25 protein-coding genes are annotated in these 24,540 nt (G+C 74.5%); 18 read left to right on the top strand and 7 right to left on the bottom strand.

Annotated elements, in window-relative coordinates:
* The first annotated feature begins 5 nt into the window (after positions 1-5).
* The 8 genes from AB0C69_RS03210 to AB0C69_RS03175 all read left to right on the top strand — a co-directional run bounded on the left by AB0C69_RS03210 (position 6) and on the right by AB0C69_RS03175 (position 6,054).
* Entirely contained in the window at positions 6-620 is a 615-nt protein-coding gene (locus AB0C69_RS03210) for a DsbA family protein (protein ID WP_345175740.1), read from the top strand.
* A gap of 136 nt (positions 621-756) precedes the next feature.
* Entirely contained in the window at positions 757-1,467 is a 711-nt protein-coding gene (locus AB0C69_RS03205) for an energy-coupling factor ABC transporter permease (RefSeq protein ID WP_353830947.1), read from the top strand.
* Positions 1,468-1,478: 11 nt separating this feature from the next.
* Entirely contained in the window at positions 1,479-1,835 is a 357-nt protein-coding gene (locus tag AB0C69_RS03200; protein ID WP_360349098.1) for a PDGLE domain-containing protein, read from the top strand.
* Positions 1,835-2,599: a cobalt ECF transporter T component CbiQ gene (gene cbiQ / locus AB0C69_RS03195; protein ID WP_353830945.1), complete on the top strand. Its 765-nt coding sequence runs from the start codon at positions 1,835-1,837 to the stop codon at positions 2,597-2,599. Before AB0C69_RS03200 ends, cbiQ begins: the two co-directional genes overlap by 1 nt.
* On the top strand, positions 2,596-3,348 hold the full coding sequence (locus AB0C69_RS03190) for an ABC transporter ATP-binding protein (protein ID WP_345175735.1): 753 nt from the start codon (positions 2,596-2,598) through the stop codon (positions 3,346-3,348). Before cbiQ ends, AB0C69_RS03190 begins: the two co-directional genes overlap by 4 nt.
* 183 nt (positions 3,349-3,531) lie before the next feature.
* The gene (locus AB0C69_RS03185; RefSeq protein ID WP_345175734.1) at positions 3,532-4,476 is read left to right on the top strand and encodes an ATP-binding protein; all 945 of its coding nucleotides are present in this window, start codon (positions 3,532-3,534) and stop codon (positions 4,474-4,476) included.
* Positions 4,477-4,538: 62 nt separating this feature from the next.
* Positions 4,539-5,534, top strand: coding sequence for a hypothetical protein (locus tag AB0C69_RS03180; RefSeq protein ID WP_360349093.1), 996 nt, complete (start codon positions 4,539-4,541; stop codon positions 5,532-5,534).
* 43 nt (positions 5,535-5,577) lie between these two features.
* Positions 5,578-6,054, top strand: a complete 477-nt coding sequence (locus AB0C69_RS03175) for a ribose-5-phosphate isomerase (RefSeq protein WP_345175732.1) — start codon at positions 5,578-5,580, stop codon at positions 6,052-6,054.
* A 13-nt stretch (positions 6,055-6,067) separates the two neighbouring features.
* Here AB0C69_RS03175 and AB0C69_RS03170 read toward each other — a convergent pair whose 3' ends face one another.
* Positions 6,068-6,301, bottom strand: coding sequence for a hypothetical protein (locus AB0C69_RS03170; RefSeq protein ID WP_345175731.1), 234 nt, complete (start codon positions 6,299-6,301; stop codon positions 6,068-6,070).
* Positions 6,302-6,432: 131 nt separating this feature from the next.
* Here AB0C69_RS03170 and AB0C69_RS03165 point away from each other — a divergent pair, with 131 nt between their 5' ends.
* Positions 6,433-7,551 (top strand): PP2C family protein-serine/threonine phosphatase, encoded by a 1,119-nt coding sequence (locus tag AB0C69_RS03165; RefSeq protein WP_345175729.1) that lies wholly within the window; start codon positions 6,433-6,435, stop codon positions 7,549-7,551.
* A gap of 24 nt (positions 7,552-7,575) precedes the next feature.
* Here AB0C69_RS03165 and AB0C69_RS03160 read toward each other — a convergent pair whose 3' ends face one another.
* Positions 7,576-8,916 carry a serine/threonine-protein kinase gene (locus AB0C69_RS03160; protein WP_360349088.1) on the bottom strand — a complete coding sequence of 447 codons (1,341 nt, stop codon included), beginning with the start codon at positions 8,914-8,916 and terminating at the stop codon, positions 7,576-7,578.
* Positions 8,917-9,248: 332 nt separating this feature from the next.
* Here AB0C69_RS03160 and AB0C69_RS03155 point away from each other — a divergent pair, with 332 nt between their 5' ends.
* The gene (locus AB0C69_RS03155; RefSeq protein WP_360349085.1) at positions 9,249-10,610 is read left to right on the top strand and encodes a HAMP domain-containing sensor histidine kinase; all 1,362 of its coding nucleotides are present in this window, start codon (positions 9,249-9,251) and stop codon (positions 10,608-10,610) included.
* Here AB0C69_RS03155 and AB0C69_RS03150 read toward each other — a convergent pair.
* On the bottom strand, positions 10,607-12,028 hold the full coding sequence (locus AB0C69_RS03150) for an amidase (protein WP_360349082.1): 1,422 nt from the start codon (positions 12,026-12,028) through the stop codon (positions 10,607-10,609). The two genes, AB0C69_RS03155 and AB0C69_RS03150, sit on opposite strands and share 4 nt — an antisense overlap.
* A gap of 101 nt (positions 12,029-12,129) precedes the next feature.
* On the opposite strand from AB0C69_RS03150, the gene AB0C69_RS03145 reads away from it, so the two are divergent.
* Complete coding sequence (locus AB0C69_RS03145; protein ID WP_360349079.1) at positions 12,130-13,608, top strand: carboxyl transferase domain-containing protein; 1,479 nt, start codon at positions 12,130-12,132, stop codon at positions 13,606-13,608.
* Positions 13,605-14,219: a methyltransferase domain-containing protein gene (locus AB0C69_RS03140; RefSeq protein WP_353830941.1), complete on the top strand. Its 615-nt coding sequence runs from the start codon at positions 13,605-13,607 to the stop codon at positions 14,217-14,219. The genes AB0C69_RS03145 and AB0C69_RS03140 overlap by 4 nt, the downstream gene beginning before the upstream one ends.
* A gap of 10 nt (positions 14,220-14,229) precedes the next feature.
* Here AB0C69_RS03140 and AB0C69_RS03135 read toward each other — a convergent pair whose 3' ends face one another.
* Entirely contained in the window at positions 14,230-14,916 is a 687-nt protein-coding gene (locus AB0C69_RS03135) for a gamma-glutamyl-gamma-aminobutyrate hydrolase family protein (protein WP_360349076.1), read from the bottom strand.
* Positions 14,913-16,370 carry an aldehyde dehydrogenase family protein gene (locus AB0C69_RS03130; protein WP_360349073.1) on the bottom strand — a complete coding sequence of 486 codons (1,458 nt, stop codon included), beginning with the start codon at positions 16,368-16,370 and terminating at the stop codon, positions 14,913-14,915. The genes AB0C69_RS03135 and AB0C69_RS03130 overlap by 4 nt, the downstream gene beginning before the upstream one ends.
* Before the next feature lie 109 nt (positions 16,371-16,479).
* On the opposite strand from AB0C69_RS03130, the gene AB0C69_RS03125 reads away from it, so the two are divergent.
* From AB0C69_RS03125 to AB0C69_RS03115, 3 genes are read left to right on the top strand one after another with little or no spacing between them, the layout of a single operon-like run.
* Positions 16,480-17,928, top strand: coding sequence for an aldehyde dehydrogenase (locus AB0C69_RS03125; protein ID WP_360349070.1), 1,449 nt, complete (start codon positions 16,480-16,482; stop codon positions 17,926-17,928).
* Entirely contained in the window at positions 17,916-18,818 is a 903-nt protein-coding gene (locus AB0C69_RS03120) for a catechol 1,2-dioxygenase (protein ID WP_360349067.1), read from the top strand. The genes AB0C69_RS03125 and AB0C69_RS03120 overlap by 13 nt, the downstream gene beginning before the upstream one ends.
* Positions 18,818-19,663 (top strand): fumarylacetoacetate hydrolase family protein, encoded by an 846-nt coding sequence (locus AB0C69_RS03115; RefSeq protein ID WP_360349064.1) that lies wholly within the window; start codon positions 18,818-18,820, stop codon positions 19,661-19,663. Before AB0C69_RS03120 ends, AB0C69_RS03115 begins: the two co-directional genes overlap by 1 nt.
* A gap of 11 nt (positions 19,664-19,674) precedes the next feature.
* On the opposite strand, the gene AB0C69_RS03110 is transcribed toward AB0C69_RS03115, so the two are convergent.
* Entirely contained in the window at positions 19,675-20,247 is a 573-nt protein-coding gene (locus AB0C69_RS03110) for a MarR family winged helix-turn-helix transcriptional regulator (RefSeq protein ID WP_345175712.1), read from the bottom strand.
* A 196-nt stretch (positions 20,248-20,443) separates the two neighbouring features.
* On the opposite strand from AB0C69_RS03110, the gene AB0C69_RS03105 reads away from it, so the two are divergent.
* A complete protein-coding gene (locus tag AB0C69_RS03105; protein WP_360349061.1) occupies positions 20,444-21,064 on the top strand; it encodes a hypothetical protein in 621 nt (206 codons plus the stop codon).
* A 3-nt stretch (positions 21,065-21,067) separates the two neighbouring features.
* On the opposite strand, the gene AB0C69_RS03100 is transcribed toward AB0C69_RS03105, so the two are convergent.
* Entirely contained in the window at positions 21,068-21,856 is a 789-nt protein-coding gene (locus AB0C69_RS03100; RefSeq protein WP_360349059.1) for an acetoacetate decarboxylase family protein, read from the bottom strand.
* Between the two features lie 151 nt (positions 21,857-22,007).
* Here AB0C69_RS03100 and AB0C69_RS03095 point away from each other — a divergent pair, with 151 nt between their 5' ends.
* The gene (locus AB0C69_RS03095; RefSeq protein WP_360349056.1) at positions 22,008-23,348 is read left to right on the top strand and encodes a glutamine synthetase family protein; all 1,341 of its coding nucleotides are present in this window, start codon (positions 22,008-22,010) and stop codon (positions 23,346-23,348) included.
* 102 nt (positions 23,349-23,450) lie between these two features.
* Positions 23,451-24,540 (top strand): alpha/beta hydrolase (locus AB0C69_RS03090; RefSeq protein ID WP_360349053.1); only part of this gene is annotated, 1,090 nt, incomplete at its 3' end.

The following is a 24,540-nucleotide window of genomic DNA, read 5'->3' as shown; positions in this document are numbered from 1 at the left end:
CCACGTTGCCCGAGGACGCTCCCACACCCGTTGACTTCTGGTTCGACCCCCTCTGCCCCTGGGCGTGGATCACCTCCCGATGGATCCTGGAAGTGCAGGAGCAGCGGCCGATCGACGTGCGCTGGCATGTGATGAGCCTGGCCGTCCTCAACGAGGACAAGGACATCCCCGAGAACTACCGGCGGATGCTCGCCGACGCCTGGGGCCCCGTCCGCGTGTGCGTCGCCGCCGAGCAGAAGTACGGCCCCGAGGTGCTCGGGCGGCTCTACACCGAGCTGGGCACCCGCAGGCATCACGAGCGGCAGAAGTTCGACCGCGCGTTCTTCGAGGCGTCGCTGACCGCGGCGGGCCTCGACCCGGCCCTCGCGGACGCCGCCGAGTCCACCGACTACGACGACGCCGTGCGCGCCTCCCACAAGGACGGGATCGACCGCGTCGGCCAGGAGGTCGGCACCCCGGTGATCGAGGTCGAGGGCCACGCCTTCTTCGGCCCCGTCGTCACCCCGATCCCGCGCGGCGAGGCCGCCGTCAAGCTCTTCGACGGCGTCCTGGCGGTCGCGAGCACGCCCGGTTTCTTCGAGCTGAAGCGCACGAGGACGGAAGACCCGAGCTTCGACTGAGCGCCGCCCGGGGACGTCCCCGGGAGGCCTCGCCGGCGGGCCACACATCGGTTGCTATTGCGAGGATGTTGCAACTACGAGGTCTATGCCGACAAACTGGTCCTGCTGGCTGCAAAGAGGTAGGGGTGGTTGAGTCGTGCATGTACCGGACGGATTCATCGACGCGCCGGTCTCGCTCGCGGCGGGCGCCGTCGCGGTGGCCGGGGTCGGGGTCGCGCTGCGCGGCGCCCGGCGGGAACTGGACGACCGCACCGCGCCGCTCGCCGGGCTGACGGCCGCGTTCGTGTTCGCCGCGCAGATGCTCAACTTCCCGGTCGCGTCCGGGACGAGCGGGCATCTGCTCGGCGGCACGCTCGCCGCGATCCTCGTCGGGCCCTATACCGGCGTCCTGTGCGTGTCGGTGGTCCTGCTCATGCAGGCGCTGCTGTTCGCGGACGGGGGCCTGACCGCGCTGGGCGTCAACGTCACCACGATGGCGCTGGTCACGGTGGCCGTCGGCTACGGCCTGTTCCGGCTCCTGCTGCGGGTGCTGCCCAAGACGCGCGCGTCGGTGTCCGGGGCGTCGTTCGCCGCGGCCGTCGTCTCGGTGCCCGCCGCGGCCGTCGCCTTCACGCTGATCTACGCGGCCGGGGGGACGGCCGACGTCTCGATCGGGAAGGTCGCCGCCGCGATGATCGGCGTGCACGTGCTGATCGGCATCGGCGAGGCGCTGATCACCGCGGTGACCGTGTCGAGCGTGCTCGCCGTCCGGCCCGACCTGGTGCACGGGGCGCGCGGGCTGATGAAGCCGCTGGAGCTGCGCACGGGCGGGCGGAACGCCGCCGAACCGAAGCCGTCCCGGGCCTGAGGAGGACCACGATGACCACCAAGCGCTTCTTCGCCGGGTTCCTGCTCGTCTCCCTCGTCCTGGCCGGGATCGTCAGCTACTACGCCAGCGCGAACCCCGACGGCCTGGAGAAGGTCGCCGAGGACAAGGGCATCAGCGCCAAGGAGAAGGACCACTCGCTCAAGGACTCGCCGCTCGGCGACTACGGCGTCAAGGGCGTCGACGACGCGCGGCTGTCCGGCGGGCTGTCCGGCGTGATCGGTGTGGGCCTGGTCCTCCTCGTGGGCGGCGGGCTGTTCTGGACGGTCCGGGGGCGCGGCACGGCCGCCGACCGGACGGCTCCGGAGCGGGAGACCGAGGCGCCGTCCGAGCCGTCCCGGAAGGGCTGATGGGCGCGGGCCACGCGCACCGGCTCTACGTGCCGGGCGCCTCGCCGGTGCACCGGCTGCCGCCGCAGTGCAAGCTCGTCGCCGTCCTGGCGTTCGTGCTGCTGGTCGTCGCCACGCCGCGCGAGCGGATCTGGGCCTTCGGCGTGTACGCGCTGCTGCTCGCGGCGGTCACCGCGGCGGCCCGGATCCCGTTCGGGACGGTCGCGCGGCGGATCGTCATCGAGGTGCCGTTCGTCGCGTTCGCCTTCCTCATGCCGTTCGTCGCGAACGGCGAGAAGGTCACCGTCCTGGGACTGCGGCTCAGCGAGAGCGGGCTGTGGGGCGCCTGGAACATCCTCGCCAAGGGCACCCTCGGTGTCGTCGCGTCGATCCTGCTGGCCGCGACGACCGAGCCGCGGCTGCTGCTGCTCGGCATCGAACGGCTGCGGATGCCGCAGCTCATCACGCAGATCGCCGGGTTCATGCTGCGCTACGGCGACGTCGTCGCCGCGGAGCTCGGCCGGATGAGGGTCGCGCGGGCGGCCCGCGGCTTCGAGGCCCGCGACATCCGCGCGACGGGGGTGCTCGCCCGATCCGTGGGCGCCCTGTTCCTGCGCTCCTACGAGCGCGGCGAGCGCGTCCACCTGGCCATGATCAGCCGCGGGTACGACGGCCGGATGCCCGCCGTCGACGGCGCGGGCGCGACCGCCGCGCAGTGGACGGCCGCCGCCGCGCTGCCCTCGGCCGCCGCGCTCGTCGCGCTGGCTGCTTGGATGGCCCCATGACCCTGTCGCTCGAGGTGAAGGGCCTCGCCTACGCGTACCCCGACGGAACGCAGGCGCTGTTCGGCGTCGACCTGGCGGTCGGGCGCGGGGAGCGCGTCGCGCTGCTCGGGCCGAACGGCGCCGGGAAGACCACGCTCGTCCTGCACCTGAACGGCATCCTGCACGGCGGCCTGGGCGAGGTCCGGGTGGGCGGCCTCGCCGTCGACCCGAAGGACAGGAAGGCGCTGCGGGAGATCCGCCGCCGCGTCGGGATCGTCTTCCAGGATCCCGACGACCAGCTGTTCATGCCGACCGTCCGGGAGGACGTCGCGTTCGGCCCCGCCAACCTCGGCCTGCGCGGCGAGGACCTGGACCGCCGGGTGCGGGACGCGCTCGCCCGCGTCGGCATGCTGGACGCCGCCGACCGCCCGCCGCAGCACCTCAGCTTCGGCCAGCGCCGCCGCGTCGCCGTCGCCACCGTCCTGGCGATGGAGCCGGAGATCCTCGTGCTGGACGAGCCGTCGTCCAACCTGGACCCGGCCAGCCGCCGCGAGCTCGCCGAGATCCTGCTGAGCCTGGACGTGACGGTCCTGATGGTCACGCACGACCTGCCGTACGCGGCCGAACTGTGCCCGCGGTCGGTGATCCTCTCCGGCGGGGTCATCGCGGCCGACCGGCCCACCCGCGAACTGCTCGGCGACGCCGGGCTGCTGGCGGCGCACCGCCTGGAGCTGCCCTTCGGGTTCGACCCGGCCGCGGCGCCGCGCTGACCGCCGCACCCCCGCAGCACCCCCGCAGCACCCTCCGCAGCATCCCCGCAGCGCCCCCTGCCTTGCCCTGCCCCCGCGCCGATCGACGGCACTTCGGCCGTTCCGCTTGCCTGCCCGGCCCCGCTCCGGGAGACTCGTGTCCTGACAGTGGTAACGGTTTTCATATCCAGAATGGGGGCATTCGTGAAGGTTGCGTTCGTCGGCAAGGGCGGCAGCGGCAAGACCACCCTGTCGGCGCTGTTCGTCCGCCATCTGGCCGGACGGGGGCTGCCCGTGGTCGCCATCGACGCCGACATCAACCAGCACCTCGGCGTGGCGCTCGGGCTCGACGAGGGCCGCGCCGCCAAGATCCCCGCGCTGGGCGACCGGCTCCCCGAGCTCAAGGAGCACCTGCGCGGCGCCAACCCGCGCATCTCCTCCGCGGAAGCGATGGTCAAGACCACCCCGCCCGGCTCCGGGTCGCGGCTGCTGCGGTTCCGCGGCGACGACCCCTTCCACGAGGCGGGCCAGGAGGTCGACGGCGTCACGCTGCTCGCCACCGGCCCGTTCAACGACGACGACCTCGGCGTGGCGTGCTACCACTCCAAGACCGGCGCGGTGGAGCTCTACCTCAACCACCTGGTGGACGGGGCGGGCGAGTACGTCGTCGTCGACATGACCGCCGGCGCCGACACGTTCGCCTCCGGGCTGTTCACGCGGTTCGACCTGATGTTCCTGGTCGCCGAGCCCACCCGCAAGGGCGTCGGCGTCTACCGGCAGTACACCGAGTACGCCCGCGACTACGACGTCGCCATCCGCGTCGTCGGCAACAAGGTGCAGTCCGAGGAGGACGTCGCCTACCTGCGCGAGCACGTCGGCGACGACCTGCTCACCTGGGTCGGCCAGTCCGCCGCCGTCCGGGCGCTGGAGCAGGGCCGTGAGGGCGTCGCGCTGGAGGACGGCAACACCGCCGCCCTCGACCGCATGCGCGCCGAGGTGGACGGCCGCGTCAAGGACTGGGACGAGTTCCAGCGGCAGGCCGTGGAGTTCCACGTCAAGAACGCGCGGAGCTGGGCCAGCCGGGCCGCCGGAGAGGACCTGGAGGCGCAGGTCGACCCCGGGTTCCGCTTCCCCGTCCCCGCCTCCTGAGCGCCTACAGCGGGTAGCGCGGGCCCTACCGGCGGAGACCGAACCGCACTACTCTGCCCGCCATGACGATGCGGCGGATGCTCGCGATGACGGGCGGCGCGGTGGTTCCCATGGCCCTCCTCGCCCTCCTCTTCGGAAACCAGTGGGTCGTCGAGCAGATCAACAGGAGCGACCTCAGGTACGACGAGGGCATCGGACCGGTCGTGTCGTGGCTGCTCACGCTCGCCTGGCGGCTCACGCCGATGGAAGGGCCCGGCGTGAAGGGGGCGTTCGCGGAGGACTTCAGCCTGCTCGTCTTCTTCGCCGTGCTGGTCGGGCTGGTCCTGGCGGGCGCCCGGCTGGCCGATCCGGAGCGCGGCCCGTTCGGCGCCCTGATCATCGGCTGGTGGGCGGCGGTCGTCGCGGGCGGCGTCTCCGGAATCGTGGCCGCCCCGCTGACCCGCTGGGCGTTCGAGTTCCACGACGGGTCGTTCGGCCGGACCTTCAGCTCCACGGTCGGCCAGGGCGCCTCCTTCGGCTTCGCCTTCGGCTGGCTGGCCGGGCTCGGCGCGCTGGCCGGGTTCTTCCTCGCCCGCACCCGCGAGGCCGGGCCCCGACAGCCCTACGCCCCGGCGCAGCCCTCCATGGCCCAGCCGGGCGTGCCGATGCAGCAGCCTCCCTATCCGCAGCAGATGCCGCCGCACCCCTCGGCCGTCCCCTACGTCCCGCCGCAGGGGCAGCCACAGCAGCCGGCCTGGGGCGCCCCGCCCGTCCCGCCGCAGCCGCCGCAGCCCGGGCAGGCCCCGCAGCCGGGGCAGTTCGGCGTGCCGCCCGTCCCGCCGCAGCCGTCCGCACCGCCGCAGGAACGGACGCCTCCCGAGACGCCCGAGGAGCCGGACGCGGCGCCTGGGGAGAGCTCGGAGGGGGCGCCGGAGGAGCCGAAGGAGAGCCCTGGGGAGGGCCCGCAGGAAGGCCGCGAGGACGGTCCGAAGGACGAACCGAAGGACGCCCCCGAGGACGACGATCCCGATCCCGCCGACCGGACCATGATCGACCGCAGGCGGGACGACGACGCCTGACCCGCGCGCGCGGGCCCGGCGGGGGCCTGCGACAATCGGGCGCATGCGCGTGTTTCTTGGATCCGACCATGCCGGCTTCGAACTGAAGGAGCACCTGGTCTCCTGGCTGAAGGCGAACGGGCATGAGGCCGTCGACTGCGGCGCGTTCGTGTACGACGCCGTGGACGACTACCCGCCGTTCGTCCTGCGGGCGGCCGAGCGGACGGTGGCGGAGCCGGGAGCGCTCGGCATCGTGATCGGCGGCTCCGGCAACGGCGAGGCGATCGCGGCGAACAAGGTCAAGGGCGCGCGTGCGGCCCTGGTCTGGAACGAGGACACCGCAACGCTCGCCCGCGAGCACAACGACGCGAACATCATCGCGCTCGGGGCGCGGCAGCACGACCTCGACACCGCGACCCGCTTCGTGGAGCTGTTCCTCGCGACGTCCTACTCCAAGGAGCCGCGCCACACCCGGCGGATCAGGATGCTCAGCGCCTACGAGCACTCCGGCGAGCTGCCCCCGCTGCCGCGGGAGGGCTGACCGGCCGCCCCGCCTAGGAGCCGTTCTCGGAGGGCCTGCGGGCGCCGCGCTTGTCGAGGCGGCGCCGCTCGTTCTTCTCGGCCTTGGTCCGCCTGCCGGTGTCGCCGGGCTTGCTCGGGTTCGATCCGGAGGCGGCGCCGGGTCCGGGGCCCGCCGCGGGCGGGCTCCCGCTCCCGGCGCGCGGGCGCGAGACGTCGCGGGCCCGCATCGCCGCGTCCACCGTGATCCGCATGCCCGGCTGGACCATGGGCCGCTCCCTCCGAGATAGTCGCAAAGCGACATCTACCCCGATTTCGCGTAGCACGATCGTGACAGTGCGTCACCGGTGCCCTCGGATACTGACCGACCGGGCGCATTGCTCGATACAGTGCCGGAGTCATGCTTCAACGTCTGGTGCAGCTGCTCCCGCCGCGTGTGCGTGCCGTGCTGCGCAGAGTTCCGTTCCTGGTCGTGCTCTACCGCTGGCTCAGGCGGGGCACCCTCACCCGGGACCGGTACGTCTTCGTGCCGCTGGCGCTCCTCGCGCTCGCGATCGGCATCGCCACGTCCGGCGACTCGCGCGGGCTGGCGCCGTCCGGCGCGCTGGTGCTGATCGTGGTGGTCGGCGGGCTGCTGCTGAAGGTGCGGAGCCTGGCCGCGCTGCTGGCCGTGGTGGCGGCGATGGCCGCCTACAACGTCTGGAAGGACGTCGCCGCCTTCGGGCTCGGCATGATCGCCACGCTGAGCATCACCGCGGTGCTCGCCGTCACCCTCGCCCGGACCCGCCAGCAGCTCGGCGTGCAGGGCCTGCGCGGCGACTCGATGCTGCTGGAGCTGCGCGACCGGCTCCGGCGGCACGGCGAGATGCCGCGGCTGCCCGACGGCTGGAACTCGCAGGTCGTGATGCTCCAGGCGGGAGGCTCCTCGTTCGGCGGCGACTTCGTGGTGTCGGCCTCCGACGGCGACACGCTGGAGGTCGCGCTGGTCGACGTGTCGGGCAAGGGCACCGACGCCGGAACCAGGGCGCTGATGCTCTCGGGGGCCTTCGGCGGCCTGCTTGGATCGGTCCAGCCCGAGAACTTCCTCCCCGCCTGCAACGTGTACCTGCACCGCCAGCAGTGGGACGAGGGCTTCGTGACGGCCGTGCACGTCGTGGTCGACCTGCGCACGGGGGAGTACACGGTCGAGTCGGCGGGGCACCCGCCCGCCGTCCAGTTCGACGCGGGCAGCGGCGCCTGGCGGGTCAGCTCGGCCAAGGGCGTGGTGCTGGGCGTGGTGCCCGACCTGAACTGCGTGCCCGAGCGGGGGCAGCTGCGTCCGGGCGACGCGCTGCTCCTGTACACCGACGGCCTGGTGGAGTCGCCCGGCAGCGACCTCGACGCCGGGATCGACCGGCTGCTCGGCGAGGCGGAGCGGCTCGTCCCGCAGGGGTTCGGCCGCGGCGCGCGGGAGCTGGTGGAGACCATGGCCGCGGCGCGCGACGACGACTGCGCCCTCGTCCTGATCTGGCGCACCTGACGAGCGCGGCCCTGGGGGCCGGGCTCAGCGCTTGGACTTTCCCTTCGCCTTGCCGTGCTTCGCCGCGTGCTTCGGCTTCGTCTTCGGCTTCTTCTCCTGCGCCTTCTGCTTCTGCTTCGGCTTCTGGACCGGCTTCTGCTTGGCGGTCTTCGCCAGGGGCCGCTTGGACGTTCCGGCCCTGACGGCGCTCGCCTTCTTCGTCGGCGCGGCGGAGACCGCCGGCGCGGACGGGGCCGGCGTCCCCGGCGAGGACGGCGGAGGGGCCTTGGCGCCGGTGATCCCGAGGACGACCGCTCCGAGCAGGAGGGTGCCCGCCGCGGCCCCGGCGCCCGCCAGCAGGCGCGCGCGGGTGGACGTCGTGACGTCCGCCACGCCGAGCGGCGTGAACGCCCTGGTGTCGGTGTCCTCGGCGCCCGACCTCCGCGACGGCGTCGCGGGCGCGGGCGTGGGGCGCCGCCGCCGTGAGTGCGGGGTGAGGGAGCGCCGGGGAGCGGTGCGCGGCGGGCCGGCCGGAGGCGCGGGGCGCGCCGCGGGACGGGCCGCGGCGTGCGGCTGCGGCTGCTCGACGAGGGCGAGGAGCAGGTCGGTCGCGGTGGGGCGGTCCGCCGGGTCCTCCGCCAGCGCCCACCGGACGAGCGGGACCAGCGCGTCCGGGAGACCGGACAGGTCGGCGTCCCCGGCGGCGGTGCGCAGCGTCGCGGGGTCGCCGCCGATCGGCATCTGCCCCGTCCCGGCGTGGGCGATGAGGCAGCCCCAGGCGAAGATGTCGGCCGCCTGGGACGAGGCGCCCCCGACGAGCACCTCCGGGGCGATCCACCCGGGGGTGCCGAACACCTGGCCGGTCGTGGCGGCATCGTCCGGGGCGTCCTGGCTGCCCGCGATGCCGAAGTCGATGACGCGGCAGCCGGACAGGGTGAGCATCACGTTGGCGGGCTTGAGGTCGCGGTGCACGAGCCCCGCCGCGTGGATCGCGGCGAGCGCCGAGGCGACGCCCACGGCGACGCCGTGCAGGTCGGCGGGCGGCAGCGGGCCGCCGGAGGTGAGCCTGTCGTGCAGGGACACGCCTCCGACGTAGTCGGTGACGAGGTAGGGCAGACCGTCCTGCTCGCCCTGCGCGAGGACGCGCGCGGTGCAGAACGAGGCGACCCGGCTCGCGAGGTGCGCCTCGTCGCGGAAGCGCCGCCGGTAGGACGGGTCCTCGGCGAGGTGCGGATGGATCGTCTTGACCGCGACGCGCCCGCCCGACACCGGGTCGGCTCCGAGGAAGACCGTCCCCATGCCGCCGGATCCGAGCCTGCCCAGCAGTCGGTGGCCGCCGACCTCTCGGGGGTCGGCGGGTTCGAGTGGCCTGAAGTCAGTGTCCATGCGGTGCTCCAGCACCCCCCTTCCGTCTCTCCCGCCCACCCATCCCCTATCGGCGGCGAATTATGGCGGGTTTTTCCGAAGAAGGGTGGAAACGTGATCGTCACGTCGATGTAGCACCCCGTGCATCGGAGGCGTGCACAGTGAGGGAAGCGGTGCCCGTGTGGGCGGCTCCCCAGGGGTGGGAGGCGCCGCCCGCACGGGCGCCGGTCCGATATGTGGCGATGTTTTGCAGGGCAACGGCCCGGTAAGAACCGTCCTGCGCCCTCCCCCCGGCGCGTCGACGCGGCGCGGCACCGGCCGCCGCTCGCGAGCCGGAGGGGGAGGGGCGCCGGGTGCGGATACTCGGGGACCGGCTGTCGCCGGCGTCCTGGTCGGTGCGGACCCGCGTGACCGCGGCCGCCACCCTCATCGTCGCGCTGCTGCTCGTCGGCGGCGTCACGCTCTTCTACCAGGTCCTCCGCGGCACCGTCTACCGCGGGCTGCACGACCGCGGCACCCTGGTCGTGACCGACCTCTCCACGCTCGTGCGCGAGACCGACGTGCGGGGGACGATCCGCGTCGAGGACCCCGGTTTCCCGCTGCTCCAGGTCCAGGACGGCGAGGGCGGCGTGCTCGCGGCCAGCGACACGCTGCACGGCCACGGCCCCGTGAAGGTCCCGGTCTCACCGGTGGCGGGCCGCCCCGAGTACCACACCGTGCGGTTCCAGGGGCTCGCGGACTTCTACTTCGTCACCGAGCGGGTCGACACCCGCTTCGGCACCCGCACGGTCTACGTCGGCGCCCCCATCACGACGGTCACCCGCTCCAGGCCGGTCTTCCTCGCCCTGCTCGTCGTGACGGTGCTGGTCGCGACGACCGTGGTGGGCTGGATCGTGTCGCTGTCGGTGCGGCGGGCGCTGCGGCCGGTCCGGGTGATGAGCGCCGAGATGACGGAGATCACCGGCGGGGCCGACCGCCGGGTGACCGTTCCGGCGCCCAACGACGAGGTGTCCGAGCTCGCCGAGTCGGTGAACGTGATGCTGAACCGGCTGGAGGACGTCCTCACGCGGCAGCGCGCGTTCGTCGCGGACGTCTCGCACGAGCTGCGCAGCCCGCTGACGGGTCTGCGCACCCAGCTGGAGGCGGCGCTGGAGCAGCCGGAGGACGAGGACTGGCCGGCGGTCGCCCGGGCGGCCCTCGCCGACGCCGACCGGTTGCAGGGCATCGTCGGCGACCTGCTCATCCTGGCGAGGCTGGGCGCGGGCGTACACGTCCCGCGGGAGCGGGTCGACCTCGGCGAGCTGGTCCGGGCGGAGGTGAGCCGGCGGCCCCGGCGGATCCCGGTCGAGGTCGCGGCGGACGAGGGCGTCGTGGTCCGGGTCACCGAGGCCCAGCTCGTCCGGCTGCTGACGAACCTGCTGGACAACGCGGAGCGGCACGCGGAGTCGCGGATCTGGGTGCGGGTGACCGCGGACGGGCCGGAGGCGGTGCTGGAGGTCCGCGACGACGGCTCGGGGGTCGCGCCGGAGGACCGCGAGCGCATCTTCTGGCGGTTCCACCGGCTCGCCGAGGGCCGCGAGCTGGACCGCGGCGGCACCGGCCTCGGGCTGACGATCTCCCGCGACATCGCCCGCGCGCACGGCGGCACGCTCGTGGCCGCCGACAGCGACCAGGGCGCCCGGTTCGTCCTGCGCATCCCCCGTGAGGAGGTCTAGGGCAGGGCGAGGGGCGGTCGCCGGTCGCCGTGCCGGGTCGCCCGCTCGAACGCGTGGCCGATCCGCAGGACGGCCAGGTCCGCGTGGTGGGGGCCGACGATCTGCAGGCCCACCGGCAGCCCGTCGGAGGTGAACCCGGCGGGCACCGACAGGGCGGGGCACCCGGTCGCCGAGATGAGGAAGCACGACCGCATCCACTCCAGGTAGTCGCGCATCGGCCGCCCGGCGACCTCGCCCGGGTACTCGGCGCCGGCGTCGAAGGGCGGGACCTGGCTGACCGGCAGCAGCAGCGCGTCGTAGCGCTCGAAGAACTCCCGGACGCGGTGGAACAGCGCCGTGTGGAGCGTCTCGGCGCGGCCGAGGTCGGCGCCGGTGAGGGAGCGCCCGGCGTCGATGTTCTCGGCCAGGGAGGGCTTGAAGTCGGCGCGGCGCTCGTCCAGCAGGGGGCGCAGGGTGATGTCCCAGTGCCAGGCGCGCAGGGTGCGGAAGACCTCGTCGGCGCCGGTCAGGTCGGGCGAGGCCTCCTCGACGGCGCAGCCGAGCTCCTCGAACACCTTGGCGGCGGGCGCGAGCACGCCGGTGACGGCCGGGTCGACGGGGATCGTCCCGCCGAGGTCGGGGGACCAGGCGAGGCGCAGCCCGGCGATGTCGCGGTCCAGCGGCGCGGCGAACGCCGCCCCGGGCGTCTCCAGCGCGATCGGGCTGCGCGGGTCGGGGCCGGCGAGCACCGACAGCAGCAGCGCGGCGTCCGCGACGTTCCGGGCCATCGGCCCCTGCACGCCCAGCGTCGACCAGCCCGCGAGGACCGGCCAGGACGGCACCCGGCCCGGCGACGGGCGCAGCCCGACGACGTTGCAGAACGAGGCGGGGTTGCGCAGCGAGCCGCCCATGTCGCCGCCGTCGGCGAGCGGCTGCATGCCGCACGCCAGAGCGGCCGCGGCGCCGCCGCTGCTGCCGCCCGCCGACCGGGACGGGTCGTAGGGGTTGCGGGTCAGGCCGAACACCGGGTTGAAGGTGTGGGACCCGGCGGCGAACTCCGGCGTGTTCGTCTTGCCGAGCGTGACGGCGCCCGCGGCGCGGATCCGCTCGACGACGAGTTCGTCGCGGTCCGGGACGTGGTCGGCGAAGATCGGCGAACCGGAGGTGGTGCGGATTCCGGCGGTGGCGTGGGTGTCCTTGTGCGCCACGGGCAGGCCGTGCAGCGGGCCCGGCCGCTCTCCGGCCGCCAGCCGCTCGTCGGCCTCGCGCGCCTGCCGTTCCGCCCGTTCGGCGACCAGCGTGACGATGGCGTTGACCTGCGGGTTCGTCCTTTCGATCTGGTCGAGATGCGCCTGTAGGACCTCGCGCGCCGACAGTTCGCGGGCGCGGATCCGGCGCGCCAGTTCGCGGGCGGACGAAAAGCAGATCTCCTCGGACACATGCCCTCCTCGTGCGCGGGGTCCCCACCAGTGTCCACCCCGGGCGCCCGGCGGTCCCCGGGTGAGGACATCATGCAGGAGGGACCGGCGGAAGGGGCTTCGTGACGGATCGTGTCGGGGCGCGCGACCTGCTGCGCCGCGTGCTGGACGAGGGAGCCTGGACGTCCTGGGACGTTCCGCCCGCCGGGGAGCCGCCCCCCGCCTCCGCGTACGCCGAGGCTCTCGCGGCCGCCCGCGAGCGCAGCGGCTGCGACGAGGCCGTCCTGACGGGGGAGGGCCTGCTGCGCGGGCGCCGCGTCGCGTTCGTCGTGTCGGAGTTCCGGTTCCTCGCGGGCTCGATCGGACTCGCCACCGCGGACCGGATCGTCGCGGCCGTCGGGCGCGCCACCGCCGAGGGACTGCCGCTGCTGGCCGCGCCGTGCTCCGGCGGCACCCGCATGCAGGAGGGGACGGCCGCGTTCGTGCAGATGGCCCGCATCACCGCCGCCGTCATGGCCCACCGGGCCGCCGGCCTGCCCTACCTGGTCTACCTGAGGCATCCGACGACCGGCGGGGTGTTCGCGTCGTGGGGGTCGCTCGGGCACGTGACGGCCGCCGAGCCCGGCGCGCTGATCGGGTTCCTCGGCCCCCGCGTCTACGAGGGCCTGCACGGAGAGCCGTTCCCGCCGGGGGTGCAGGTCGCCGAGAACCTGGCGGCCAAGGGCCTGCTGGACGCCGTGGTGGCCATCGACGACCTCGCGGGGGTGGCGTCCGCCGCGCTGGACGTCCTGTGCGGGCGGCCGCCCTCGGCGCCCGCGCCCTCGCCTCCGCCCGCGGGCGTTCCGCCGGAGGGGACGGCGTGGGACTCGATCGAGCGGTCGCGCCGCCCGGACCGTCCGGGCGTCCGCGAGCTGCTGCGCTTCGGGGCCGCGGACGTGACGCCCCTGTCGGGCACCGGCCAGGGGGAGGCGGAGCCCGGCCTGCTGCTCGCCCTGGCCCGTTTCGGGGCGGCGCCGTGCGTCCTGGTGGGGCAGGACCGGCGCGGTCAGCGCGGCGGCCACCCGCTCGGCCCGGCCGGGCTGCGGGTCGCGCGGCGCGGGATGCGGCTGGCCGCGGAGCTGGGCCTTCCGCTGGTCACGGTGGTCGACACGCCCGGCGCCGTCCTGTCGGCCGAGGCGGAGGAGGGCGGGCTCGCGGGTGAGATCGCCCGCTGCCTGGCCGATCTGATCACCCTGCCGGCGCCGACGCTCTGCCTGCTGCTGGGCGAGGGCACGGGCGGCGCCGCGCTGGCGCTCCTGCCCGCCGACCGCGTCCTGGTGGCCCGGCACGCCTGGCTGTCGCCGCTGCCGCCCGAGGGCGCCTCGCTGATCGTCCACCGGACCCCGGCGCGGGCCGGCGAGATGGCCGAGGCGCAGGGCGTCCGGTCGGCGGACCTGCTGCGCGGCGGGCTGGCGGACGTGCTCGTCGACGAGCGCCCGGACGCCGCCGACGAGCCGGAGGCGTTCTGCCGCCGGGCCGCCGCGGCGGTGGAGCGGGGGCTGTCGGGTCTCGCGCCCACCGGCCCGGCCGCCCGCCAGGCGCGCTACCGTCCTGGATCATGACCGAGACCGTCTCCAGCGCCTACGACGCCATCGCCGACCTGTACGCCGACCTCTTCCGCGACGCGCTCGACGAGCTCCATCTGGACCGGGCGATGATCACCGCGTTCGCGGCGATGGTCCCGGCCGGGCCGGTCGCCGACCTCGGCTGCGGCCCCGGCCGCGGGACGGCGCTGCTGCACGGCCTCGGCCTGGACGCGTTCGGGCTCGACCTGTCGCCCGCCATGATCGCCCGCGCCCGCGCCGACCACCCGCACCTGCGCTTCGACGAGGGCGACATCACGGCGCTCGACCTCCCGGACGGCGGCCTGGCGGGCGTCCTGTCGTGGTACTCGACCATCCACCTGGGGCCGGAGGAGATCCCGCGCGCCTTCGCGGAGTTCCACCGGGTGCTGGCCCCCGGCGGCCTGCTCCTGGTCGGGTTCCAGTCGACCGACGAGGACGAGGCGGAGGCGTTCGACCACAAGGTCGCCCTCGCCTACCGCCGGCCCGTCGACGTCATGGCCGAACTGGCCGCCCAGGCGGGGCTGGTGGAGGTGGCGCGGCTCCTGCGCCGTCCGGCGGAGAACGAGCGCCCGGTCCCCGCCGGCAGCCTCCTGGTCCGCAAGCCCTGACGCGCGGCGGTCACCGCCGGGCGGACGCCTGGACCAGGGCCGTGAAGAGCGCCTGCTGGTCGCGGTCGGTGGCGGCGGTGTCCTCGGGATGCCACTGGACGCCCAGGAACCACGCCCGCGCGTCCGCGAGCTCGGCGGCCTCGACGGTGCCGTCGGCGGCGCGGGCGGTGGGGGCCAGGGCCGGGGCGAGGGCCGCGATCGACTGGTGGTGATAGCAGGACACGACGGTCTCCTCGGCGTCGAGGGTCTTGGCGAGCAGGGTGCCGGGCCTGACCGGCACGGAGTGGACCCGGTGCCGGTGGTCGGGCTCCATGTGCTGGTGGAGGGTGCCGCCGAGCACCGCGTTCACCACCTGGAGGCCGCGGCAGACGGCGAGGGTCGGCAGGCCCGCGTCCAGGGCGTGGGCGGCCAGGGCGAGGTCGAAGGCGTCCTGCTCGTCGTCCACGTCGTACAGGGCCTCGTGCGCGGACGCGGCCCCGTAGCGGCGGGGGTGCAGGTCGCCGCCGCCGGGCAGCAGGACGCCGTCGCAGCGCTCCAGCCGGGACGGGTCGAACGGCGAGGCCGGGTGCATGAGGAACGGTTCGCCGCCCGCCCGGTGCACCGCCTCGACCAGGGCCCGGGACGCGACCTCGGCCCGGTGCCGCAGGGCCGAGGCGCTCGCGGAGAACCGGGCGGGAAGCGCGATGAGGGGCCTCACAGCTCGATCCACGTCGTCTTGAGGTCGGTGTACTTGTCCATGGCGTGCAGGGACTTGTCGCGGCCGTGGCCCGAGAGCTTGACGCCGCCGAACGGGACGCTCATGTCGCCCTCCTCGTAGCAGTTCACCCAGACCGTCCCGGCGCGCAGGGCGCGGGAGACGCGGTGCGCCGTCGAGAGGTCGGAGGTCCAGACGGCGGCGGCGAGGCCGTAGTCGGTGTCGTTGGCCAGGCCGACCGCCTCGTCGACGTCGTCGAACTCCAGGACGGCCAGGACGGGCCCGAAGACCTCCTCGCGCGCGATCCGCATCCCCGGGTCGACCCGGTCGAACACGGTGGGGGCCATGAACCGGCCGTCGGCGCGCCCGCCGGCGCCGTCCGCGCGGGCCGCCTCCACGTGCGACACGACGCGGGCGTGGTGGGCGGGCGAGACCAGCGGGCCCATCTCGGTGGCGGGGTCGAGCGGGTCGCCCACCCGGAGCGACTCGGCGCGGGCGACGACCCGGTCCAGGACGCGGGAGGCGACCGAGCGGTGGACGAGCAGCCGGGACGGGGCCGTGCACATCTCGCCGGCGTTGAAGAAGATCCCCCAGGCGGCCGTGTCGGCGGCGGCGTCCAGGTCCGGGGCGTCCGGAAGGATGATGTTGGGCGACTTGCCGCCGAGTTCGAGCCAGACGCGCTTGAGGTTGGAGGCGGCGGCGTAGCGCAGGAAGTGCCGCCCCACCTCGGTGGAGCCGGTGAACGCCAGGACGTCGACGGACGGGTGCTCGCCGAGGGCGCGGCCCGCGGTCTCGCCGGGGCCGTTGACGACGTTGAACGCCCCGGGCGGCAGGCCCGCCTCGGCGGCGAGCGCGGCCAGGTGCAGCGCCGACAGCGGCGACTCCTCGGCGGGCTTCAGCACGACCGTGCAGCCCGCGGCCAGCGCCGGGGCGACCTTCCAGGCGGCCATCGTCAGCGGGAAGTTCCACGGGACGACGGCCGCGACGACGCCGGCGGGTTCGCAGCTCACCAGGGCCAGGGACGAGGAGGCGGTGCGGGGGGCCTCGTCCAGCCGCTTGTCGGCGATCTCGGCGTACCAGCGCAGGCATCCGGCGACGGCGCGCAGCTCGATCCCGTACGCCTCGGAGACCGGTTTGCCCATCTCCAGGCTGACCAGCAGGGCGAGCGTCGCGCGGTCGCGTTCGACGAGCCCGGCCCAGCGCAGGAGGGCGGCCTTGCGCTCGGCGGGCGCGAGGCGGGGCCAGGGGCCGGTGTCGAAGGCGCGGCGCGCGGCGGCGACGGCCGCGTCCACCTCCGCCGCCCCGCCCGACGCGACGTGCGCGATCGTCGCCCCGTCGCGGGGCGCCACGACGGGGACCGAGCCGGAGCCGGTGGACTTCCCGTCGATGTGGTGGCCGGTGTGCGGGGCGAGCCCGGCGGCGCGGGCGCGCCATTCCTCGTAGGGGACGTCGGGCACGGACCCTCCCTCAAGTCGTTTGGTCCCGAACAATAGCTGGGACGGCTTGACCGCCGCCATCCCCGCTTCCTAGATTATTTGGGGCCAAACAAACTGGAGGTGCGCAGCGATGGCAACAGTCGCGGGCGTCGCCGTCGAGACCGGGCACTGGATCGGCGGTGAGCGCGCCGCCTCCGCCGCGGTGTTCACCGACGTCTCCCCGATCGACGAGCGGCCGATCGCCGAGATCGCGCGGGGCGGTCCGGCCGAGGTGGACGCGGCGGTCGCCGCCGCGCGCCGGGCGTTCCCCGCCTGGGCCCGGACGGGCAGGGACGAGCGGGCGCGGCTGCTGCACGCCGTCGCCGACGGCGTGGAGAAGCGCGCCGAGGAGCTCGCCCGGGTCGAGACGGCCGACAACGGGGCGCTCGTCCGCTCCCACCGGCGCGGCGTCATGCCCCGCGTCGCGCACAACTTCCGGTTCTTCGCCGACCGGCTGCTCGGCCTCGGCCACGACGACTTCGACACCCGCGGGCACACCAACCACGTCAGCTGGGACCCGGCGGGCGTCTGCGCGCTCATCACCCCGTGGAACGCGCCGCTGATGCTCGCCACCTGGAAGATCGCGCCCGCCCTGGCCGCCGGGAACACCGTCGTGCTGAAGCCCGCCGAGTGGACGCCGCTCACCGCGTCCCTGCTGGCCGGCGTCGCCGCCGAGGCGGGGCTGCCGGACGGGGTGCTCAACGTCGTCCAGGGCTACGGCGCGGAGGTCGGCGGGCCGCTCACCGCGCACCCCGACGTGCGGCGGATCAGCTTCACCGGCTCGGTGCCCACGGCCCGCACGATCGCGGCCGCGGCCGCGGCGAACCTGACGCCGCTGTCGCTGGAGCTGGGCGGCAAGTCGCCGTTGCTCGTCTTCGCCGACGCCGACCTCGACCTGGCAGCGGACCTCGCGGTCGAGCAGTACGACAACGCGGGCCAGGTGTGCCTCGCGGGCACCCGGCTGCTCGTCGAGTCGTCCGTCGCGGACGAGTTCACCGCGCGGTTCGTCGAGAAGGCGTCCAGGCTCCGGCAGGGCGACCCCCGCGACGAGTCCACCGACGTCGGCCCGCAGATCCACCGCCGCCACCTCGAACGGGTGGACGGATTCGTCCGGCGCGCCAAGGACGCCGGGGCCCGCGCCCTCCTCGGCGGGGGCCCGAACGACGACCTGGGCGGCCTCTACTACCGGCCCACGCTGTTCACCGGCGCCCCCGAGGGAGCGGAGATCCTCACCGAGGAGGTCTTCGGGCCCGTCCTCACCCTCCAGACCTTCGACTCCGAGGACCAGGCCGTCGCCATGGCGAACGGCACCCGGTTCGGCCTCGCCGCCACCCTCGCCACGGGCGACCCGGAGCGCGCGCGGCGCGTCACCGGGCGGCTCGTGGCCGGGACGGTGTGGGTCAACTGCTTCTTCGTCCGCGACCTGCGGGCCCCGTTCGGCGGGTCCCGGCAGTCGGGGGTCGGGCGCGAGGGCGGCGACTGGAGCTTCGACTTCTACTGCGACCTGAAGAACACGGTGACGGCGCCATGGGCGAGGTAGTCGGCGCGGGGCTCCTCGCGCACGTCCCCACGATCGTGCTGCCCGAGGCCACGCGCCGCGAGCTGAACGGCGGCGAGGACACCACGCTCGTCTCCGGCCTGCACAGGCTCCGCGCGGACGTCTTCGAGCGGGACGACTACGACACCGTCGTCGTCCTCGACTCGCACTGGGCCACCACCGTCGAGTTCGTCACCACGGCGCAGGACCGCCGCGCCGGGCTCTACACGTCCGAGGAACTGCCGCGCGGCATGTGCCGCATGCCCTACGACATCCCCGGCGACCCCGAGCTGGCCCGCGCGGTGGCGCGCTACGCCGGCCGGCACGGGACGTACATCACCCCGATCGACGACCCCCACCTGCCGATCTACTACGCGACCGTCAACCTGTGGACGCACCTCGGCGTCCGCGACGACCCCTACCTGGGCGTGCCGGGGAAGCGGTGGATCTCGATCGGCGTGTGCCAGACCGCCGACACCGAGGACTTCCTGCGCCTCGGCCGCGCCCTCGGCGACGCCGTCGCCGCGACCGGCCGGCGCGTCCTGCTGATCGCCTCCGGCGCGCTGTCGCACACCTTCTGGCCGCTGCGCGTGATCCGCGACCACGAGGCGTCCGGCCCCGAGCACATCTTCACGCCGCAGGCGCGGGCCGCCGACGAGCAGCGCATCGCCTGGCTCGGGAACGGCGACCACGCCCGCGTCCTCGACACCATGCCGGACTTCCTGGCCTTCAGGCCCGAGGCCCGCTTCGGCCACTACCTCATGATGATCGGCGCCCTCGGCGAGCACGCCTGCACCGCCCCCGGGCGCCTCTACAGCGACTACGAGAACTCCGTCGGAACGGGCCAGGTGCACATCTGGTTCGACCGCCCCGCGAACGGATGGACGGCCTGATGACCGAGTACCGGAGAATCCTGCTGGAGGGCGCCGCGACCCAGGTCGTCCGGGACGGTGACGACCTCCTCGCCGCGGACGGCCGCCGGGTGCGGGCGGCCGACGCCGTCCACCTGCCGCCGTGCGAGCCGTCGAAGGTGGTCGCGGTGCACCTCAACCACCGCAGCCGGGTGGAGGAGTTCCGGACGGAGCTGCCGCCCGCGCCGACCTACTTCCACAAGCCGGTCTCGGCGCTGAACGCGCACGGCGGCGCCGTCGTCCGCCCGGAGCGGTGCCGGTACCTGAACTACGAGGGCGAGATCGCGATCGTCATCGGCCGGACGGCCCGCAACGTCTCCCCCCAGGAGGCCGGCGCCCACATCGCCGGCTACACGGTCGCGAACGACTACGGCCTGCACGACTTCCGCGACACCGACGCGGGCTCGATGCTGCGCGTGAAGGGCTCCGACACCCTGTGCCCCCTGGGGCCGGGCCTGGTCACCGACTGGGACTTCCGCGGAAAGTACCTGCGCACGTACGTGAACGGCGAGCTCGTGCAGGACGGCAGCACCGACGAGATGGAGTGGGACATGCACTACCTCGTCGCCGACATCGCCCGCACCATCACGCTGTATCCGGGGGACGTGCTGCTGTCCGGCACGCCGGCGAACTCGCGTCCCGTCCGGCCCGGCGACGTCGTCGAGGTCGAGGCCGAGGGGCTCGGACGGCTCCGCAACCACATCGTCGCCGGGCCCGCCCCCGTGCGGGACGACTGCGGCGCGCAGCCCACCGAGTCCGAGGAGGTCGTCTCCACCGCGTTCGGCGGAGACTGGGAGTTCCGGGGCGTCCGCCCGCCGCGCGGGTGAGCGGGAGGGCGTCAGGCGCGCGAGCGGCGGCCCGAGCGCCGGGGCGGCGGCGGCGACTGCTCGCGCAGCGCGGCCCGCCGCTCCTCGCCCTCCTCCTCCAGGTGCTCGACCACCGACCGGAGCGTCCCGGCGAGGGCGCGGTTCTCCTCACCGCTCAGCCCCTCCACCACGAACGCCTCCTCGGCGTTGAACGCGGGGAACATCTCCCGCATCAGCTCCTGCCCCTTGCCGGTCAGCCGCAGCAGGACCAGCCGCCCGTCCGTCGCGTGCGAGCCGCGCTCGATCAGGCCGCGCCCCTCCAGCGTCTTCACGACCCCGGTGAGCGTGCCCTTGGAGATCCCGGCCTCCTCGGCGACGTGCCGCGTCTCCATCTCGTCCCAGATCCACACCACCCACAGGACGACGAACGACGTCCACGTCAGGTCGGCGCCGCGCAGGACCGAGCTCTCGAAGTGCTGCCGGATCGCGGCGGCGGCGCGGTAGATGTTGGACACCGCCATCATCGCGTCGTGCCGCAGCGGGACGTCCCCGAGCCGCCGCTGGATGGCCTGCTCGGTCTCTTGCAGGGTGTGGTGCCCGGTCACGTGCGTCCTCCCGTAGGGTCCGGCGCCGGCGAACCGCTCGCGCGCCTCCGGCGGACCGAAGGCGAATCTACTCCCGTCGGCGGTCGTTCGACTCCGTACGATCCCCGTGACCCCGTTCCGGGATTCCCCCGTGCGGGGGAGGGGCGTGGCGCCCGCGGGTGATCAACGCGGCCGGGGCGGGCGCGAGGGTGGGGCCATGACCCTTGCGAGCACGCCATCGGTTCCGTTCGCGCGGCTGCGCGCGGGCTGGGAAGCCGCGCACGCGCCGGTCGCGGGCGTCCCGCGCTGGGCGCGGATCGCGGCCCTGGCCGTGCCGTTCACCGTCCTGCCGTCGGGACTGTGGCGGATCGCCGCCTTCGCCCTCCACCTGCCGATCCTCAGCGGCGACGGCCTGGACTCGGGGACCGCGAAAGGCGACCTTCCCGGCTGGGTGCCGCTGGAGGCGTACGTGGTGCTGCTGTCGATCCTGTCGGAGGCGGTGGCGTTCACCGCCGTCGGGATGGTCGCCGGCTGGGGAGAGGTGTTCCCGCGGTGGCTGCCGGGCCTTCGGGGACGGCGCGTGCCGGTCGCGGCCGCCGTGGTCCCGGGTCTCGTGGGCGCCGCGATCCTGACCCCGATGTGGACGGCCTCCGTCGTGAACTGCCTGGTGTTCCAGGAGACCATCCAGGGGCGCCCGTTGCCCGAGGGCTTCCCCATCCACTTCCACGACTGGCAGGGCGTGCTCGGCGTCGTCGCCTACGCGCCGCTGGTGGCGTGGGGGCCGCTGCTCGCCGCCGTCACGCTCGCCTACTGGCGGCGCCGGGCACGCGCGTCCTGACGGTCAGGCCAGGCGGCGGCCGCCGTTCCACACCACGCCCACCTGGCGGTAGTAGGCGGCGATGGGCTCCTCGACCGTCAGGCGGGACAGCTCCTCGGTGGGGGAGTCGAACAGGCGCAGGTCGGCCTCGCCCTTCCACGCCTGGCCCGCCTCGAAGGAGGAGGCGCCCGACTCGATCAGCTCGTCCAGGGACGGCGCGCCGCCCGGCTCGACGGACGGCAGGAAGCGGTGGTGGGCCATCGGGTGCCCGTTGACGAAGCCGTTCGTCTCGGACGGTCCGTGCAGCGTGACCACCGCTTCGGCCAGGCGGCGGTCGGCGGCGGCGAGGGTGGCGCCGAACCGCTCGCCCGCGGCGATGCGGGGCGCGGCCCGGCCGTAGGGGTGCGGGCGGGTCTGGTGGATCGAGCCGAGCTTCTTCGGGTAGCCCTGGTGCAGGCCCCGCGCGATGGCGAAGTCCTTGTCGACCCAGATGTGGACGCAGCGCGAGTAGGTGCGCCCCTCGAACGAGCAGCGGACGACGGCGAAGCACTCCTTGTACTGCGCCCGGACGGGGTCCAGCAGCTCCTCGCCGGACTCCGCGCAGGACTGCCAGTCGGCCCAGATCAGCGCGACGGCGCCCGGGTCGTCCGGGGCGGGGGACAGCGGCGCGGGCAGCAGCTCGGCCACGCGGGCCGGGTCGGTGCGGTACTCGACCGTGAGCAGGTCGCCCGAGTAGTGCCACGGCGGGCTCGGGACGAGCGACGAGCGCCCCGTCGCGGTCTTGGGGTGCAGGAAGCCTCGCACGGTCGCCACCACGTATCTCCATTCGTTTGGGCCCATACGATATGCCCGCGGCGCCCGGTTCCGCCACCCCGCCCCGTGGTCTGGTCCTCTCGTCGCGACCCTTGCCAGGGACCGCCGCCCGCCATATGGTTTGGTCCCAAATGAACTGAGGGGAGTGCCCGTGAGCCGACCGGTCGAGGACGTGGTGAAGCGGCTGGCCGCCGACGGGATCGACGTGGTCCGGGTGTCCTACACCGACCTGATCGGCGTCGAGCGCGCCCGGGACGTGCTCGTCGAGCGGCTCCCCCAGGCGGTCGAGCACGGCCTGTCGTTCTGCCGGGCGGTCTTCCACACGACCCCGGGCGGCGGCACCGTCGAGGTGCCGGGCGGGCTGGACGCCGGGCTCCCCGACATCTGCGTGCGGCCCGACCTGTCGACGCTCGCCCCCGTCCCCTGGGAGGACGGCGTCGCGTCCTGCATCGGCGACGCGTGCGAGCCCGGAAGCCGCGAGCCGTGCCCCGAGGGGCCCCGGGAGGTGCTGCGGCGGGCGATCGGGAAGCTGCGGGAACTCGGGCTGGAGGCCGTCGCCGGACCCGAGTTGGAGTACTACCTCTGCGAGCCCGACCCGTCCTCTCCCACCGGCTGGCGCCGGTACGGGGACGCGCCCGGCAACGTCTACACCGCCGGCCGCAAGGGCGACCCGGACGGGCACCTGCTGCGCACGCTCCGGCACCTGCGCGACCTCGGCCTCGGCGTCACGATGGGCAACCACGAGTTCGGCGGCGGCCAGTTCGAGATCAACCTCGCGCACTCCGGCGCGCTCGACGCCGCCGACCGCGCGTTCCGGTTCAAGGCGGCCGTCCAGGAGATCGCCCGGCTGGACGGCCGGCTCGCCACCTTCATGGCCAAGCCGTTCAACGACGACGGCGGCTCGGGCTTCCACGTCCACCTCTCCTGCCTGGAGGCGGACGGGCGCAACGTCTTCGAGGGCGGGGGGCCGGACGGGCTGTCCGAGACCGCCCACCACGCGATCGCCGGGGTGCTGGAGCACGCCCCGGCCCTGGCCGCGCTGCTGAACCCCACGATCAACTCCTACAAGCGGTTCGGCCCGGGCAGCCTCGCCCCCTGGCTGATCGACTGGGGCCTGGACAACCGCAGCGCCATGCTCCGGATCCCGCCCGAGCGCGGCGCCGCGGCCCGGCTGGAGGTGCGCCTCGGGGACGCCTCCGCCAATCCCTACCTGGGCGTCGCCGGCCTGATCGCGGCCGTCTACCTGGGGATCCGCGACAAGGCGTCCGCGCCGCCGCCGCTGGAGGGCTACGGCTACGACGCCGCGAAGGCGCCCGTCCTGCCCGCCGACCTGCCCGCGGCGCTCGACGCGCTCGCCGCCGACGAGGCGCTCACCGAGGTGCTCGGCCGGGAGTTCGCGACCGCTTTCCTGGCCTACAAGCGGGACGAGGTCGCGCGATTCCGGCGGCACGTCACCGACTGGGAGTTCCGCGAGTACGCCTACCACCTCTGACCGGGCCCGTACGACCAGGTGGTCACACGCGCTCGCGCCCGGGGCTGTGCCGCCTGGCTACTGGAGAGTACGGTGTCCGGGACCCGAGGGCTGGAGGCTGGTGTGGCGTCGTTGACCGAGAAGGTGCCGCCGGGGGTGACCGGGGCCGTGCTCCGCGCCGTGTTCGCGCTGCCGGGGCCGGTGAAGCGGCTCGTCGCCGGGGCGCCGGTCCGGCGGGACGGGCAGGAGCTGGCGCTGGACGCGCAGCTGCTGCTCGCGATGATGCGGCTGGAGGGCGAGCGGAGGCTGGCCGGGGGCACGGTCGAGGACGCGCGGCGCGGGATCGCCCGAGGGCAGGCGTACCTGCCTAAGGTGCCGGCGCGCCCCGTCCGGACGCGGGACGTGGACGCGGGCGGCGTGCCGGCGCGGCTCTACACGCCGAAGGGTCTCGCGGAGGGCTCGCCGCTGCTCGTCTTCTACCACGGCGGCGGCTGGGTCATCGGGAGCCTCGACACCCATGACACGGTGTGCCGTTATCTCGCCGTGCACGCGGAGGTGCGGGTGCTGTCGGTGGACTACCGTCTCGCGCCCGAGCACCCGTACCCGGCGGCGGCCGACGACGCCCTGGCCGCCTACGAGTACGCGGCGTCCCACGCCGGCGACCTCGGCGCCGACCCGGGAGCCGTCGCGGTCGGAGGCGACAGCGCGGGCGGCAACCTCGCGGCGGTGGTGGGGCTGACGGCGCGGCGGACGCCGGACTTCGCGCTGCTGTACTACCCGGCGGTCGACATGGCCGTGCTGCGGCGGTCCCGGGACCTGTTCGCCGAAGGGTTCTACCTGACCGACGAAGACATGACGTGGTTCAGCGACCACTACTGCCCGGAGGCGCGGCGCGCCGAGCCGGCCGCCTCGCCGCTGGTCGCCGAGGACCTCTCCGGCTTCCCGCCCACCTACCTCGTCACCGCCGGGTTCGACCCGCTGCGGGACGAGGGGGAGGAGTTCGCCGAGCGGCTGCGCGAGGCGGGCGTGCCCGTCGCCCTGCGGCGGCAGGAGGACCTCATCCACGGGTTCGCGAACAGGCCCTCGGCCTCGGTGGCGCTGCGCTGGAACAGCAGGTTCAGCGAGGTGACGAGCGCCGCCCGCTCCAGGATCCGCTGGTCGGCGTCGTCGACCTCGTCGGCGGTGCGCAGCACCAGCGTGCCGAGCATCTCGT

Origin of the sequence: Actinomadura sp. NPDC048032, from assembly GCF_040653175.1 — a bacterium.
Classification (GTDB): domain Bacteria; phylum Actinomycetota; class Actinomycetes; order Streptosporangiales; family Streptosporangiaceae; genus Spirillospora; species Spirillospora verrucosospora.
Note: the sequence above shows the minus strand (reverse complement) of the source record. Positions and strands in the feature narration are given on the sequence as shown.

Bases quoted from the DNA above. Each gene is read 5' to 3' on its own strand.
- AB0C69_RS03200 (WP_360349098.1), top strand. From the start codon at position 1,479: ATGACCACCAAGCGCTTCTTCGCCGGGTTCCTGCTCGTCTCCCTCGTC.
- cbiQ (WP_353830945.1), top strand. From the start codon at position 1,835: ATGGGCGCGGGCCACGCGCACCGGCTCTACGTGCCGGGCGCCTCGCCG.
- AB0C69_RS03190 (WP_345175735.1), top strand. From the start codon at position 2,596: ATGACCCTGTCGCTCGAGGTGAAGGGCCTCGCCTACGCGTACCCCGAC.
- AB0C69_RS03180 (WP_360349093.1), top strand. From the start codon at position 4,539: ATGACGATGCGGCGGATGCTCGCGATGACGGGCGGCGCGGTGGTTCCC.
- AB0C69_RS03175 (WP_345175732.1), top strand. From the start codon at position 5,578: ATGCGCGTGTTTCTTGGATCCGACCATGCCGGCTTCGAACTGAAGGAG.
- AB0C69_RS03170 (WP_345175731.1), bottom strand. From the start codon at position 6,301: ATGGTCCAGCCGGGCATGCGGATCACGGTGGACGCGGCGATGCGGGCC.
- AB0C69_RS03165 (WP_345175729.1), top strand. From the start codon at position 6,433: ATGCTTCAACGTCTGGTGCAGCTGCTCCCGCCGCGTGTGCGTGCCGTG.
- AB0C69_RS03160 (WP_360349088.1), bottom strand. From the start codon at position 8,916: ATGGACACTGACTTCAGGCCACTCGAACCCGCCGACCCCCGAGAGGTC.
- AB0C69_RS03140 (WP_353830941.1), top strand. From the start codon at position 13,605: ATGACCGAGACCGTCTCCAGCGCCTACGACGCCATCGCCGACCTGTAC.
- AB0C69_RS03125 (WP_360349070.1), top strand. From the start codon at position 16,480: ATGGCAACAGTCGCGGGCGTCGCCGTCGAGACCGGGCACTGGATCGGC.
- AB0C69_RS03120 (WP_360349067.1), top strand. From the start codon at position 17,916: ATGGGCGAGGTAGTCGGCGCGGGGCTCCTCGCGCACGTCCCCACGATC.
- AB0C69_RS03115 (WP_360349064.1), top strand. From the start codon at position 18,818: ATGACCGAGTACCGGAGAATCCTGCTGGAGGGCGCCGCGACCCAGGTC.
- AB0C69_RS03105 (WP_360349061.1), top strand. From the start codon at position 20,444: ATGACCCTTGCGAGCACGCCATCGGTTCCGTTCGCGCGGCTGCGCGCG.